The organism is Comamonas halotolerans, from assembly GCF_030162935.1.
Lineage (GTDB): Bacteria > Pseudomonadota > Gammaproteobacteria > Burkholderiales > Burkholderiaceae_C > Comamonas > Comamonas halotolerans.
This window is the reverse complement of record NZ_JASAUZ010000023.1, coordinates 191,433-205,149: the sequence shown is the minus strand read 5'-3', so window position 1 is coordinate 205,149 and position 13,717 is coordinate 191,433. Positions and strand designations below refer to the sequence as shown.

The following is a 13,717-nucleotide window of genomic DNA, read 5'->3' as shown; positions in this document are numbered from 1 at the left end:
TTCCCACGTTGCTTATGGCTTGATTTTGGGGTTGGGTTGGGGGCTGCGGCGCATGCATGTTTTACGCTTTCTTTGACGCTCTATTTATTCAGAGTAGCCCTGCATGAACTTACCCACTTTCTCATGGCGCAGGCCCCACCAGGGCAAGTAGGCGTTGTTTTCTCCGCGTGCGCGGAACCAGTCTTTGTTGGGGTTGATGGGGGTGAGTTCGGCGGGCGGCACCACGACCACGGCGGTGGGCTGGTTGGCATGGGTGGTGCCAGCCACCAGCACATTGACGCCCAGGTGGTTGGCGCGGCCAATGGCCAGGGCCACATTGGTCAGGGCTGTGCCAGCGCCCATGTCACCCAGCAGGCCTGCGGTGTTGAAGGTGTGCTGGCTGAAGTCAAACTCGGGCAGGACTTCGGTCAAGCTGCGGCTGAGCGGGGCCAGCCGCTGAGAAGCAGCGTCTGAGCCTTTGCCTGCATCGTGAATGGTGAAGCCAATGTCTGCGGTGCTCAGGCCCGCGTTGTGGGCGGCGCCATCAATGGCGGCCTTCCAGGCCTGCACAGCGCGGGTGGTGCCGGGCTGGGCTTCAAAGTCTTGGGTTTGGGCGGTGGCAGCCTTGCCAATCCAGGCCAGGGGGCGGCGGCCCGTTTGCAGCTCGGGGCCAGCCAGAATGAGCAAGGCCATGTTTTCGTTCATTTGCTCGTCTTCAGGCGGGAAACTGGGCGCATCCCAGTTCATGGCCCAGACGCTTTCTTGGGGGTGGGCCTGCAAATATTCCAGCGCGGCATTTAAGGACGTAAAGCCTGCGTTGGGGCCGCCTTGGGTGATGTGGATATCGGGCGGTGTGCTTTTGGTCCAGAGTGTTTTGAAACCAGGGTTGCCTATATCAAAGGTGCTGAGAAATTGTTGGCGTAAGCGATCTTTTGATTCCTCCAGGTCTAATTTTTTTTCTGGAATAGCAAATTCAATGTGGGTGCCCGCCAGCTCACGCCATTCTTTGTTATTCTTCGGGGCAACGGTATAGAAATAATCAGAATTCATAAAATATCTATTACGGAAATATCCAAGCATTTTTCTAATATATTTATAATAAAAGCCTTTGAATGTTTCTTTCCCATAATTTCCGAAAGCCACAATGGCCACAGGCTGAAGGGTTTTAAACTTCTTCGGATTGGCCTTCACCATGTCATCATTTTTATTGGGCTGAACCAGGCCCTGTGTCCATAACAGTTGCCATTGCGTGGGGTAGTCGCGCCGCTGCAAGGGATTCATCCATTGCAGGCCAACCACCTGCGCCTTGAAGGGCTGGGCATTGCCTGCTGATTGTGCATTACTTGTGTTTGCTGCTTCTTGTGGAACACGTGCTGCGGCCTGGGCAGAATGCAGCATAAAAATACTGCTCAAGGTTAAAAAGGCTGCTCCCACAATGGTGGGTAAATGTATGAGTTTTTTCATCAGCTCTTCATCTCCATAACTGTCTAAAGAACCATGGCCTGCATAAAGCAGCCATGCCAGCATGAGGCCCATGCTTAAAAAAATAATGATTAAAGAGACTATGATCCGCCGTGGCCATGTGGCAATGAGCGCTTTCATACGACAGCTCCTGGTACGGTCAAATAAACGCCACCTTCGCGTTGATCCACAATCTGGCTGGGCATGGCTGCATCAGGGTCATCACTTTGAAGCCATATATTGAGAGCATCATCTTTATATTTTCCACTTAAGAAATATTCGGCATATTTTGAATTCTTATTTTCAACGTCCAAACCTTCCCCAAATCTCCAGTCCGCTTCCACTCGAAACTCATTCATTTTCTCGGGCGCAATCTGGCAGATGCCAATGGCCACGTCATAGGCCAGGGCGTGTTGGGCGTGGTCGGCATTGGTCATGATGGTGGAATGGTTGGTGGGGTTGTTTTCCATCCCGCTTTTGAGAATTTCAACAATTTGCTTGGTTTGCCAGGCCTTGTAGCCTTCGGGCATTTCGCCGGTGTTGCTCTCGCCCTTGGCGCGGCCTTTTTCATCCAACCATTCAGAGTTGCCGGTGCGCCGTGCCCGCATGCGCAAAATGGCGCGGTCTTCATAGCGCTGCGCGGCTTCGCTGCCCATGTCGCCTTGCGCGGGGGCAAGCTCGCTTTCTTTGCCGTTGTTGTCGTAGGCATCGTCGGCCTGGAGGTCTTGCTCGGTTTTTTGGGCGTTGCGCGCGGCGGAGGGCTGGTCGAGGTTTTCGTTGAAATCGCTCTGGGCCTGGCCGTCTATGGTGAGTGTGACCCGGCCATAGCGCTTGGCCTGGGGGGTGAAGGGGTTGTCCAGCGCGGGGGCGTCAATTTGCACGCTCCACTTCTTGGGAGGGTCTGCGTTGACCGGCATCTTCTTCACCAGCGTGATCAGATACATCACAGGGGCGGTCAGCACGGTCATGAGTGTGGCCGCTGCGTTTTCGTTGCCGCTTATGGCGCCCGAGAGCGAGAATTTTGCGGGGGGCGATGGCGGGAACCAAAAGCCTTTGACCTCGGTGTTCTGACCGTAGCGCCAATCGTCTTCCCAGGTGCGGTAAACGCCTTGCACGCCTACTGTGAACCCGGAGGCAAACACACGCTGGGTCAAGACGCCTGCGCCCTGGGTCAGGGCCACTTCTTGCGCGTTCATGCCGCGCCAGCCTATGCCTTGCACCACGAGGGCGGAGATGACCTGGTCGTGCGGGCAGCTGTAGAGCGTGGCACGGCCATAGGTGTTGCCGCCTACGCCAAAGTCCTGGCGGTCCTGGGCAGCGTTGTAGGGGCGGCCAGCTTCGGCGCTGCGGGTGTTGGCCATTTCTTCATCCAGCTTGGCGGCATCGGGCTCAAAGCTTTTGCGTTGCTGCAATATCTGGAAGAAGGCGGCCAGGGTGGCGGTGCGGGCTTCATAGGTCTGGCGGCCCTTGCGGCCTTGGCTGTCGCGCATGTCGCGCTGCATCCAGTTGTCCATGAAGGTGTCATCATTGAGCAGGCTGTAGGGGGCATTGGCCAGCACATAGGTGTCGGCCACGCAGCCTGCGGCCTGGCTTGCGCTGCGCAACTGGTCCCCAATGAAGGCTGCCGTCAGGCCCACAATGTTGCCCTGGCTGTGGCACACAACAGTGATGGGCACGTCGGGTTGCTCGGTGCGTATGGACTCAATCAGCCGGGCCAGGCGCAGCGCGGCCATCACGCCGTAGGAGCGTGGGGGGCAGCGGTACAGGGGCCGGGTGGTGGGGTTGAGGCCTTGCGCGGAGATCCAGGCAAAGGCCTGGTCGCTCATGCCTTCGCTCCACAAATCAGGCAGGGTGGTGCAGCCGTTGGCAAACGGCCCGCCGCCCCAGTAGTCCTGCTCGTTCAAAAAGATTTTGTCGCCAAATTCTTTGAGTTCTTCACCATTGGCTTTGTAGCCCCAGCGAAAGTGAATGACCGGCGAGAAAGCGGGCGTGGGATGGATATAGTTTTTTGCTGTCATGTCCGGGTTGATGAACCCGTCAGCGGTCAGGCTGTCAATGTATTCGAGGGGTGACATTTGTCCCCCAGGAATGCCGTGGTGCGCGAGCTGATCGTCCAGCCGTCCCAGCCGGCGGTTGAGGCCTTGGCACAGGCCTTCTTCGGCGGCTTTGTACCATTCGCCCTCAGAGTTGACGCCGTGCACAAAGATGACGACGCCGGGCAAGGGCAGTTGTTTGACGCATTCGAGAATGCTTTGCTTGTCACATAGTGTGATGCCTTGAGCGCGGGCAACTACGATGGGGCTGGTTACGGCACCGCTGGGCTGGGGGCCAGCGGCTTGCGTTGGCGATTGAAAATTGTCTGAGGTAGGCATTGTGGTTGGTGCTTGCAGCTGCTCAATCGGCTTTCTTGAAGAATTGAATGGACAGTGGCTCGAATTGCTCGCTCTCTAGCGGGGAGAGCTGACCTGCCGCATCGCTGGTGCCCGAGCCCAGCAACTTGCCAGCAGCGTTGCGTACTTCGCCTTCGTAGCCGCTGAGTTGTTGTCCGTCGCTGGCGCGCACGAGTTTGACGACGCGGCCCAGGCCATCCTTGCCAAAGCTTGGGAAGTCGGTGGACATGCTGGCCGGGCCTGCCCAGGTGTGGCTGGCGGCTTTGACCGTGAAGCTGCCGGGGCAGCCGATTTCGACGTTGCCGCCGTCGAGCTTGAGATAGGCTCCGCCAGAGGTGACCAGTACGACTTGCTCGCTGGCCATGCCCGAGATCTTGCCGCCCGCTGCCGTGAGGTTGATGTTTTTGGCGGAGTCAATCTGGGTGTTGTCTGCCTGGCTTTGCAGCTTGAGCAGGCCCTGGTTGGCGATGGCGGAGACGCCGTCCTGGTGGGCAAACATGGAAACGCCGCGCCCTGCGTGCATGTTCAGGCGTTGGCCGCTGGTGAACTGCAAGTGTTGCTGGGCCACGTGGTCGATGTTGCCGCCTGCGTGGGTGACCACCGCTTTAGGGGTTGCCAGGCTGATGCCTTCGGGCGCTGTCATGGCGATGGCGGCCTCGGCCTGCGAAGAGGCGCTATTGTCAGCAGGCGCTTCGGGCCAGCTTTTTATGGCCGCACTCAGGGCTTCCTGCTGCTGGGTTTGCATGGCCTCGCCTTGGTGCTGGGCTGCGTAGTCACCCAGGCTTTTGAAGAGTTGCACGCACTCTTGCATGAGGCTCAGGCATTCTTCACGCGCTAGCTGGCTTTGGCTGGCATTGAGTTTTTGCCAAGCGGAAATCAGCATGGCCCGACCGCTGCGTATGGCAACGTGGGCGTCGCTGCGCAGCTCCGCGCCTTCTCCGCGTGCTTGGCCGCTGCCATTTTCGCGTGGGTGGGTCAGATAGCCGAGGTTGAGCTGGCTGTGCGCGTGCTCGCTGGCTAACTGGCTGCTGATTTGGCTGGCCGTGTCGTCAAAACGCAGTTGGTTGTAGCGGCGGCCCTTGATTTCCTTGGTCTTGACGCCAGAGATATAGCGATTGCCCGGCAAACCGCCTTTGTGGCTGAAAGTGGCGGGCATGTTGGGGCCGTTGTGCAGCACGCCTGCGACGAACATTTTGTCGGGGTCGCCATGCAGGTGGTTGATGAGCACTTCCATGCCTGCGCGTGGCAGGGTGTCGTGGCCGTAGTTGGGGCCAGCCCAGCTGCTGCTGCAGCGTACCCAGGCACTGTCGCGCTCGGAGCGGCTGGTGCCTGCGCCCTGGGCGTGGGCATGGTCCTGGGCCTGCAGACCCAGTAACTGCACTTTGATGCGGCCCAGCTCATCGCAGTGCACTTCTTCACCCTCGGGGCCAACGACCAGCGCTGTTGTAGGGTGCACGCGCGGCAGGTCAATGCGCGGGTCGTAGGAGGGGGTTAGAGGCTGCTCTTTGCTGACGCAGGTGAAAGTGTTTTCGTAGCGTGTGGGCACATCACCTGAAGAGTGGCTGTGGTGGTCTCCGTGGCCCAGCTTCCAACCCATATCTGAGGGCCAATGACTGGCTTTGAACAAGGCCTGACCACGTTCGTGCAGGGTTTTTGGTAGGTTGTTTTCAGCCCGGTGGTGCAAGCTGGTGATGATGAATTGGCGCTGCTGCAGTTCAAGCTTGTCTACTTCGGGGTGTTCAAGCAGTTCAAACCAGGTAGCTACCTGGGCATTGCGCACGCCGCTAACGCCATGGATGCAGTGGGCTGCGTATTCATGCGCCTGTATGCGCATTTTGCTCAGACGTTCGTAGTCGGAGCGAGAGTCGCCAGCGTGGGGAACATCCATGAAGGAGTCAGCAAGCAGCCGGGCCAATTCGTTGCCCACTTCGCCGTGGTCTGTGAGTGTGGGCTGATGGATTTCGTCTACATGGCCGGTTTTGTAGTCCCAGCTGGTACGCCTGATGCTGCCGGGCATGAGCGTTTTTTCAACTGACCATAAGGTGATGGCATCGCGCTGCTCAGTGGCTGCGTTGCGGTGGTAGCGCAACTTGCCTGTGGGTGACGGATCAAGCCTCATGGGGTCGTCGCAAAACACCAGTGTATGCATGGGTGATGCGTTGGGTTTGCTGCGGTCTTCACCTCGCACGCCTGCTTTGCAAAACCAAAAAATGCCTTCACGGCGGCACAGACGCCGAATAAAGGCTGCATCGGACTCGTCAACTTGCCGGGTTTGCTCGCGCTCCGGGTATCCTTTGCTGTTCAGAAGAAAATCAAAATCAAATGCCTGCGCCAGTGCCGAGCTGCGCTGGCGCCACTCACGCAGCAGCGTCGCAATAATGTCTGGGACACGCATGCTGCGGAAAATTCGGCTATTGATGCGCTTATCCAAAACAGATAGCACATCGCCAATGCTTATTTGAATGCTCGACAGAGAGCCATCGGATTGGCCCGCTTGAGCCCTGGTCACGATGGCGTTGACAGGGTGCAGCGCACCTAGGTCGGTGACGAGCTGTAAAGAAACCGGCAAGCCAAGCAGACTTTGCAAAGGAAGGCCGGAGTCTGGGCTGAGGCAGGTGATTTGCCCATCAATGCCGGTGCACAGTCCTTCATGAATATCAATGCGCTGCGGAATCAGCATCTGCGTGAGCTGATTTTTATGACTTCCCCAATTCAGGCGGATTGCGCGTTGATTTTGATCAAGCCCCCCCGTTAAGGCCTGTTGTACTTCTTGTGATATCACTGGATAAAAGCACATGGCAAATAAATGCCATTCAATGCGTTAAGTTGATGATTTAAAAGAAGTCTAGCAGGCAGTTGGGTAATTTAATAAGGCAAAGATTTGAAAAATATCTCGGGACGGTTTTAAGCAACATCAATGACCAAAGGTAGTTGATTCTTTTATCTAGAAGTTTTTGGTGTGAAAAATAGACTTGTGCTTGATCTATTACGTATGGATGTACGCCATTGTTTGTTGATTTATTGATCTGGTTCAATTCATTTTTCGATGCGATGTGTTCTGACGTGGTGAAAGAGCAGGCTTCTCGTTAGACAAGTGAACTCTCAAAATGTGTATGTTGAAATAATTTGTAATATTTTTGTGTCTATAGGTGTTTTAGAAAAGCGAATACTACTTAAACAATTGAAAGCATTACTCAGGATGGTCTGTATAAGTTGTATTCGTAATCGATGCATTGAGACTGAAAAGTTTGCGCAGTATTACTGGTGAATAGCATCGGAAAACTAAAAACTGGCATTTAAGAAACAATAATTAATGATTTTCTATTTGCGGCTTATTTGCAGCTTATTTGCGCTGCGCCAGCGGCTTTTGGTGGGATGTTGCTAGGTACTTTCCCATTTGTTCAGGTTTTCCTCAGAAAACTATCACCACCTCTGTCTGTACGTATGCCCAGGACGATGGCGTTGGTCTTATAAAGTCTTTGGAAGTAAATCGATTAAGAATGGCCTGCGTGACCGCAGCAATGGTCTTAAGGCTGTGGTGGCTGCCATGTTTGCCACCAGCATATTGGTGCGCTGAAAGCGCTCTTCTTCTAGCGAGCTGTCAATGGAGGGCGCAACGGGCACGCCCGGCTGTGTCCAAATGGTGAAGCCTTCCAAAGAGGCGCCTGCTTGTGGTTGTAGCTTCGCGCGCTTACTTGCATAACTCACTGCACGTTTGCGTATGGGGCGCAGTGACAGACTCTCTACTGCGAATGCAGCAAAGCACAAGGGCGGAGCTTGGTCTGCAGCCTGCAGTTCACTGTAGAAGTATGCGGTTTTAGTGGAGGCGATCTAGCGAAGTCATGTGGCATGACAAGGGCCTGGTTCTTGTTCTTTGTATGGGATGGGCAGACAAGCTGGGGCAGTGATGGACCCATCGTGCACGGCGCATGTTAGCTCTGACGGAGGCTGTGCGATCACGCTTGGCGAGTGCAGCGGCTCAATTTCATGGAGCATGCGTAACCGGTCCATAAAAAAAGTCCTTGCAGGCAAGGACTTTGGAGCAGAGGGCGCTTGTGCTGAGTCGCTTGCGCAAGTGCGTAAGCTTTTAGCGGGCTGTTGCTGCTCTTTCTGCCGCGCCCGGCATTGTTCCGGCACGCATATCTGCGGCAATTTGCTGCAAGACTTGGGGCAACTGCGCCACGCTGGCAATCACATAGTGCGCGCCAGCGGCATACAGCTTGGCTTCAGCGGCAGCGATACGCGTCTGTACTTCTTCTGCGGGGGTATTTGCCAGTTCGCTGGGGCTGAGACCTACTTCGTTGCCCGACAGGCTTAAACCTACCGTCCACATGCCGGCGTTGCGGCCTTCTTCAATGCCGGGCACGGTGTCGTCCACCTTTACGCAGGCGCGCACATCGCTGATGCCCAAAGCCAGCACGTTGGCCAGTGCCATCCAGGGGCCGGGGCGCCCACCTGCGGCCAGTTCATCGCCCGCCACCACATGGTCGGGGGCAATCCCCGCCGCCGTTGCCTGGGGCAGCAGCTGGTTGAGCACTTCACGCGGATAGCCGGAGCACGAGCCCACTTTCAGTCCTTGTGCGCGTAGCCATTGCAGGCAGGCAACAGCGCCTTCGATGGGCGCGGAAAACTCTCCCACCTTGGCAATTTGCATGGGCATGAAGCGCGCATAAATGGCATCGACATCGCTGTGCTCTGGCGCCTTGCCAAAGCGTGCTTGCCATTGGCTGTGGATTTGCGGTGTTTGCAGCAACTGGTGGATATGGTCCCACTTGGACAAGCCCATGGGGCCTCGCGCCTGTTCCAGCGTGACTGCAATGCCAAAGGTGGCAAATGCTTCCACAAAGATCTGCGTGGGAGCGAGCGAGCCAAAGTCCACCAAAGTGCCTGCCCAGTCAAAGATAACGGCTTGCAAGGGTGATAAATCGCCGCCAGCTTCTGCGGCATTGGCGTTGAACGTGGCGTGCAGTTGTGCGTGTTCGGCGTGGTGTACAGCATTCATGGTCATGGTTTCTTTCAATGCAAGCTTGCTCGTTCTGCACTGCATGCATGGCGTGTAAGGGAAGCAGGCAGATGAGCAGCATGGAGTTCAATCGCGTCGGTTTATTGGAGGGGGCGAATGAAGTTGCGCCCGCGTGGGCCACTGGCGGCTTTGTGCACCATCTGTTGCCACGCCTGCGCAGACACGCCGTAGTGCGCGGGATCGGTGTGCACGCCGAGTTGCTCCAGGAAGCTGCGCATGCGCAGTACTGCGGCTGCCGGGGCGTTGGCGTCAAAGATTTGGCATAGCGCGGCATCGACGCTATCGTCCACACCCAGGGCCATCTCCATCACCAGAGGCAGGCTGAATGAGCAGGCAATGCCATGCGGCACACCGTGTTGCAAGGTGATGTCATAAGACAGCGAATGCGCCAGCGCAGTCTTGGTGTTGGAAAACGCCAGCCCTGCCAGCAAGGCTGCCTGTGCCATGTCGGCGCGCAGTTGCACATTGCCCAGGTCCTGCATGAGCCGTGGCAAGGTTGCCAGCGTCTGGCGTGCAGCCTGGACGGCCAAATGCATGGAGATCGGATTGCGGTTCACGTTCCAGATGGATTCCAGCGCGTGCGAGAACGCATCCAGCCCGGAGGCCAGGCTTGCGCCCGCTGGCAGGCTGCGCATCAAGACAGGATCAATCAGCGCGGCTTCCGGCCAGGTGCAGGCTTGGTGCAGCGAATGTTTGCGTCCGGCTGCCTGATCCCAGATGGTGGCCCAGGGCGTCACTTCGCTGCCAGTGCCTGCGGTGGTGGGGATGGCAATCAATGCCTTGTGCGGCCCAGCCGGCAGGGCAGTGCCGCGCTCCAAAACGTCCAGCAACTCGGTAAAGCTGCGACCAGGAGTGCTGCACAGCAAGGCTTTGGCCGTGTCGATGGCGCTGCCGCCACCCAGTGCCACCACGCATTGGACATCTGCGTGCTCGCTGTGGATGCGGTCATACAGCGGCGCCAGCCAGCTGACGTCGGGGTTGGGCAGGATGCTGTCCACGATCACTTGCAACTGCTCGCCCAGCAAATCTTGCAGGCGCTGTACCAAGCCCAGGCTGCGGGCCTCAGGGAAAGTCACCAGCATGCAGCTGCGGCCACGCAGCACAGCGGGCAACTGGTTCAGGCTATCGATGCCACTGCGGATGTTGACGGGGTTGTGATAATTCCACACAGAACAATCTCACTGTAAAAAACGGAACCAAAGGAAGTCTCTGGCGCGCATTTCAAGGCGTGCCAAAAATATGAAAGCAGAGCAGGAGAGGGGCTGCATTCCGGCGATGTGTAAGCCGAAGTGCAGACCGTTTTCAATGGCGGCTGCCTTGCTGAATACGGCTGCGCAGCCAGTTGCTGATCAAGTCGGCCAGCACCACCATGGCGGTAATCACGATGATGCAGGTGGCGGTTTCCTGGTACTGGAACAGCTTGAGGCTTGCCACCAGTTCAAAGCCCAGGCCGCCAGCACCCACCATGCCCAGCACGGTGGCAGAGCGCAGGTTTACTTCAAAGCGGTACAGCACCACTGCGATCCAGGCGGTAATGGCTTGTGGCACCACGCCAAAGGCAATCACCTGCAACTGCGAGGCACCTGCGCTGCGCAGGGCTTCGAGCGGTCCCTGGTCGATTTCCTCAATGCTTTCGGCAAAGAACTTGCCCAGCATGCCCATACCGTGCAAGGCCAGCGCCAGCACTCCGGGAAATGGGCCCAGGCCTACGGCGGACACAAACACCAGGGCCAGAATCAACTCGTTGATGCTGCGCACCACGTTCAGAAACTGGCGGGTGATACGGCGCAGCCAGTGCCAGCTGTGCAAATTGCTGGCGGCAATGAACGACAGCGGCAAAGCCAGCACCACGGACAGCAGCGTGCCCCAGATGGCAATTTGCACCGTCTCTATGGCGGGTGCCCACAAACGGGGCAGCACACTCCAGTCCGGGGGTACAGAGCGGGCCAGGAAGTCACCAATTTGCGGCATGCCATTGGCCAGTTCGCCCCAGCTCATCTGCGCGCCGCCAGCGCTCCAGTGCAGCACCCAGACCAGGGCCAATGCCACAGCGGCCATGCCCAGCCAGCCACTCTTGCCTTGCGGGCGCTCTACGGTCCAGCGCCAACGGTCAGCGCCTTGATGGCGTATGGAAGAAGTTTGATCCATTACATGCCTCCGGCAGGCGCAGCCTGCAACCAAGGGGTGAACGCGGCGGCGGTGTCGGCCGCTTCATACGCTGGTGATGTGTGGTAGATGGCCTGTAGCGCGGCTTCGTCCAGATCCTGCGGGGCTCCATCAAAAACCATGCGGCCCTGAGCCAGTCCCACCACGCGGTCGCCAAACTCCTTGGCGTAATCAACCTGGTGCAGATTGCACACCACTGCAATGCCCATTTCGCGCGTGGCATCGCGCAGGTATTGCAGCACCGAGCGTGCTGTTTTGGGGTCCAGGCTGGCGACGGGTTCGTCAGCCAAAATCACCTGTGGCTGCTGGGCCAGTGCGCGGGCAATGCCCACGCGCTGCATCTGTCCACCAGACAGGGCTTCGGTGCGCTCCAAAGCCTTGTGGGCCAGGCCCACACGTTCCAGGCAGGCATCGGCAATGCGAATGTCGCTGTCACGAAACCATTGCAGCAGCGAGGGCAGGGTGCCCAGCTGGCCCAAGCGGCCAGTCAACACGTTTTTGCGTACCGACAGGCGTTGCACCAGGTTGTGGTGCTGAAAAACCATGGCCACGTGGCGTGCCAACTCGCGGCGCGAATGTTGCTCGCACAGATTGATGCTGCCCACTTGCAAGCTGCCACTGTCCGGCTTGACCAAGCCGTTCATGCAGCGCAGCAGGGTGGATTTTCCAGCGCCTGACAACCCAAGCATGACTACGAACTCGCCGGGGCGCACATCCAGATCAATGCCGTGCAGCACATGGTTGCTGCCATAGCTTTTACGCAGATTGCGGATGGTGATCATTTCATTTTCCCGAGGTCCAGATTCAGTGCCTTGGCGGTCTGGCGTACCACGTCATAGGCTTGGTCGTTGGTTGGAGCGAAGCCGTCCAACAGGCCCTGGTCACCCCAGGGCAGGTCTTTGATTTCGGCCAGTGCTGCTGCCACTTTCTGCTTGGTGCCTGCATCCAGGTTCTGGCGCCACACCATGGGGGATTCGGGGATGGGCTTGGAGTGCCAGATCACCGTGAAGTCCTCGCGCTGGACCAGGCCCTTTTTTATGGCGGAGTCAAAAATACGGTCTGCCACAGCAGCAGCGTCCACCTTGTTGTTGGCCACGGCCATGATGCTGGCATCGTGAGAGCCGGAGAAAATCACGCGGCCAAAGCCTTTGTTGGCGTCAAAGCCAGCATCCATCAGTCCTGCCTTGGGAAACAGATGCCCCGATGCCGAGCTGGGGTCAACAAAGGCAAAGCTGCGGCCATTGAGGCTGTCGAGGTTGTTCAGCCCTTTGTCCTTGCGCGCAATGACCATGCTTTGGTAGGCGCTGCGACCGGTCTTTTTGGTTATGGCAACTGCAAACGCATCGACTCCGGCAATCTGGTGCGCCAGTACATAAGAGAAGGGGCCCAGGTAGGCAATGTCCAGCTTGCCTGAGCGCAGAGCCTCAATCACACCGTTGTAATCATTGGCCACAAAGGGCTTGACCTGCATGCCTGTCTTGGCAGCCAGTTGCTCCATGACCTGGGTGCTGGCACGGATCATGGCCTGCGCATCTTCAGACGGAATCAAGCCTACGCGCAACTCATTGGTTTGGGCTGTGGCCGCACTGAAAGCGGCCAGTGACAAGGCAGTGGCTGCAATGCTGCGCAGCCAGGTTTTGCGAGACATCATCATGAAACAAGCTCCTGGGTATGGAATGAACGCACGCGTTTGCGTGTCGATACCGTCATCCTAGGAACGACATATTTCTGCAATGTGAAAGTTTCAGAATTGGTTTGAACAGTTTCTATAAGTCAAACCTTGAGATTGATGGCATGAACACTTCGCGTTACCGCGCCTTTGTGGCGGTGGCACACCATGGCAGCCTGAGTGCAGCAGCTCGTGCATTGGGAGTGAGCCAGCCCAGCGTATCAGGTCAAATCAGCACCTTGGAGCGGCAAAGCAGGGTGGAGTTGTTTCACCGCCGCGGCTATCGCATGACCTTGAGCGATGCGGGGCAGAAGCTGCTGGCGATTGCGCAAAAGCTGCTGACCCTGGAGTCAGAGGCTGAGTTCCTGCTGCGCGATAGCGGACAGCTCAATCAAGGCATTCTCAAGCTGGGCGCTGTGGGGCCATTTCATGTCACAGAAATGGTGGCGGCTTACCGGGAGCGCTTTCCGGGCATGCATATCTCCATCCGCATGGGTAACTCGCAGCAGGTGCTGCACGATCTGGAGAACTACGCCACCGATATCGCCGTTTTGGCTGGGCAGTACAAGCACGCAGGTCTGCTGTCCATCCCATATGCCAGCCATCCCATCATCTTGTTTGCTCCGCGCTCGCACCCGCTGGCCAGGTTTGACAGCGTGCCCATCCATGCACTGCAAGGCGTGCAACTGATCCAGCGAGAGCAAGGGTCGACTACACGGGCGGCCCTGGAAAATGCCTTGCAGGCCGCCCAGGTGCAGGCGCGAACCGATATTGAAATTGGCAGCCGCGAAGCAATCCGCGAAGCCGTCGCACGCGGCCTGGGCGTTGGCGCGGTCTCAGAAGCGGAATTCATTGCCGATGCACGCTACAAACCGCTGCGCATCCAGGGCGATCCAGCGACCACCAGCACCTATGTGTATGTATTGAAAGAGCGCTGCTCCAGCGTGTTGCTGCGCTCATTCATGACCGCCACAGGGTTGCAATATGTAGGGGATGCTGCAGAAAGCAGCCATTTCTGAATGATCGCGC

At 57.5% G+C, this 13,717-nt stretch carries 9 protein-coding genes; 1 reads left to right on the top strand and 8 read right to left on the bottom strand.

Annotated features, from left to right (window positions below; translation table 11 throughout):
• Positions 1 to 84: 84 nt before the first annotated feature.
• The 8 genes from QEP11_RS11500 to phnD all read right to left on the bottom strand — a co-directional run bounded on the left by QEP11_RS11500 (position 85) and on the right by phnD (position 12,673).
• Positions 85 to 1,581: a virulence factor gene (locus QEP11_RS11500; RefSeq protein WP_284336790.1), complete on the bottom strand. Its 1,497-nt coding sequence runs from the start codon at positions 1,579 to 1,581 to the stop codon at positions 85 to 87.
• On the bottom strand, positions 1,578 to 3,812 hold the full coding sequence (locus tag QEP11_RS11495; RefSeq protein ID WP_284336789.1) for a T6SS effector phospholipase Tle3 domain-containing protein: 2,235 nt from the start codon (positions 3,810 to 3,812) through the stop codon (positions 1,578 to 1,580). Before QEP11_RS11495 ends, QEP11_RS11500 begins: the two co-directional genes overlap by 4 nt.
• A 22-nt stretch (positions 3,813 to 3,834) precedes the next feature.
• Positions 3,835 to 6,510: a type VI secretion system Vgr family protein gene (locus QEP11_RS11490; RefSeq protein WP_284336788.1), complete on the bottom strand. Its 2,676-nt coding sequence runs from the start codon at positions 6,508 to 6,510 to the stop codon at positions 3,835 to 3,837.
• 1,407 nt (positions 6,511 to 7,917) lie between these two features.
• Positions 7,918 to 8,832 (bottom strand): phosphonoacetaldehyde hydrolase, encoded by a 915-nt coding sequence (gene phnX, locus QEP11_RS11485; protein ID WP_284336787.1) that lies wholly within the window; start codon positions 8,830 to 8,832, stop codon positions 7,918 to 7,920.
• Between the two features lie 101 nt (positions 8,833 to 8,933).
• Positions 8,934 to 10,022 carry an iron-containing alcohol dehydrogenase PsrA gene (gene psrA / locus QEP11_RS11480; RefSeq protein WP_284336786.1) on the bottom strand — a complete coding sequence of 363 codons (1,089 nt, stop codon included), beginning with the start codon at positions 10,020 to 10,022 and terminating at the stop codon, positions 8,934 to 8,936.
• Between the two features lie 133 nt (positions 10,023 to 10,155).
• On the bottom strand, positions 10,156 to 11,001 hold the full coding sequence (gene phnE / locus QEP11_RS11475) for a phosphonate ABC transporter, permease protein PhnE (protein WP_284336785.1): 846 nt from the start codon (positions 10,999 to 11,001) through the stop codon (positions 10,156 to 10,158).
• Entirely contained in the window at positions 11,001 to 11,801 is an 801-nt protein-coding gene (gene phnC, locus QEP11_RS11470; protein ID WP_284336784.1) for a phosphonate ABC transporter ATP-binding protein, read from the bottom strand. The genes phnE and phnC overlap by 1 nt, the downstream gene beginning before the upstream one ends.
• A complete protein-coding gene (phnD, locus tag QEP11_RS11465) occupies positions 11,798 to 12,673 on the bottom strand; it encodes a phosphonate ABC transporter substrate-binding protein (protein ID WP_284336783.1) in 876 nt (291 codons plus the stop codon). The genes phnC and phnD overlap by 4 nt, the downstream gene beginning before the upstream one ends.
• Positions 12,674 to 12,813: 140 nt before the next feature.
• Here phnD and QEP11_RS11460 point away from each other — a divergent pair, with 140 nt between their 5' ends.
• Positions 12,814 to 13,707: a LysR substrate-binding domain-containing protein gene (locus QEP11_RS11460; RefSeq protein WP_284336782.1), complete on the top strand. Its 894-nt coding sequence runs from the start codon at positions 12,814 to 12,816 to the stop codon at positions 13,705 to 13,707.
• Positions 13,708 to 13,717 lie beyond the last annotated feature (10 nt).

What these genes read in the sequence shown, in the direction of transcription:
- QEP11_RS11500 (WP_284336790.1), bottom strand. Translation starts at nt 1,581, where the DNA reads ATGAAAGCGCTCATTGCCACATGGCCACGGCGGATCATAGTCTCTTTA.
- phnX (WP_284336787.1), bottom strand. Translation starts at nt 8,832, where the DNA reads ATGAATGCTGTACACCACGCCGAACACGCACAACTGCACGCCACGTTC.
- phnE (WP_284336785.1), bottom strand. Translation starts at nt 11,001, where the DNA reads ATGGATCAAACTTCTTCCATACGCCATCAAGGCGCTGACCGTTGGCGC.
- QEP11_RS11495 (WP_284336789.1), bottom strand. Translation starts at nt 3,812, where the DNA reads ATGCCTACCTCAGACAATTTTCAATCGCCAACGCAAGCCGCTGGCCCC.
- QEP11_RS11460 (WP_284336782.1), top strand. Translation starts at nt 12,814, where the DNA reads ATGAACACTTCGCGTTACCGCGCCTTTGTGGCGGTGGCACACCATGGC.
- phnD (WP_284336783.1), bottom strand. Translation starts at nt 12,673, where the DNA reads ATGATGATGTCTCGCAAAACCTGGCTGCGCAGCATTGCAGCCACTGCC.
- QEP11_RS11490 (WP_284336788.1), bottom strand. Translation starts at nt 6,510, where the DNA reads ATGCTGATTCCGCAGCGCATTGATATTCATGAAGGACTGTGCACCGGC.
- phnC (WP_284336784.1), bottom strand. Translation starts at nt 11,801, where the DNA reads ATGATCACCATCCGCAATCTGCGTAAAAGCTATGGCAGCAACCATGTG.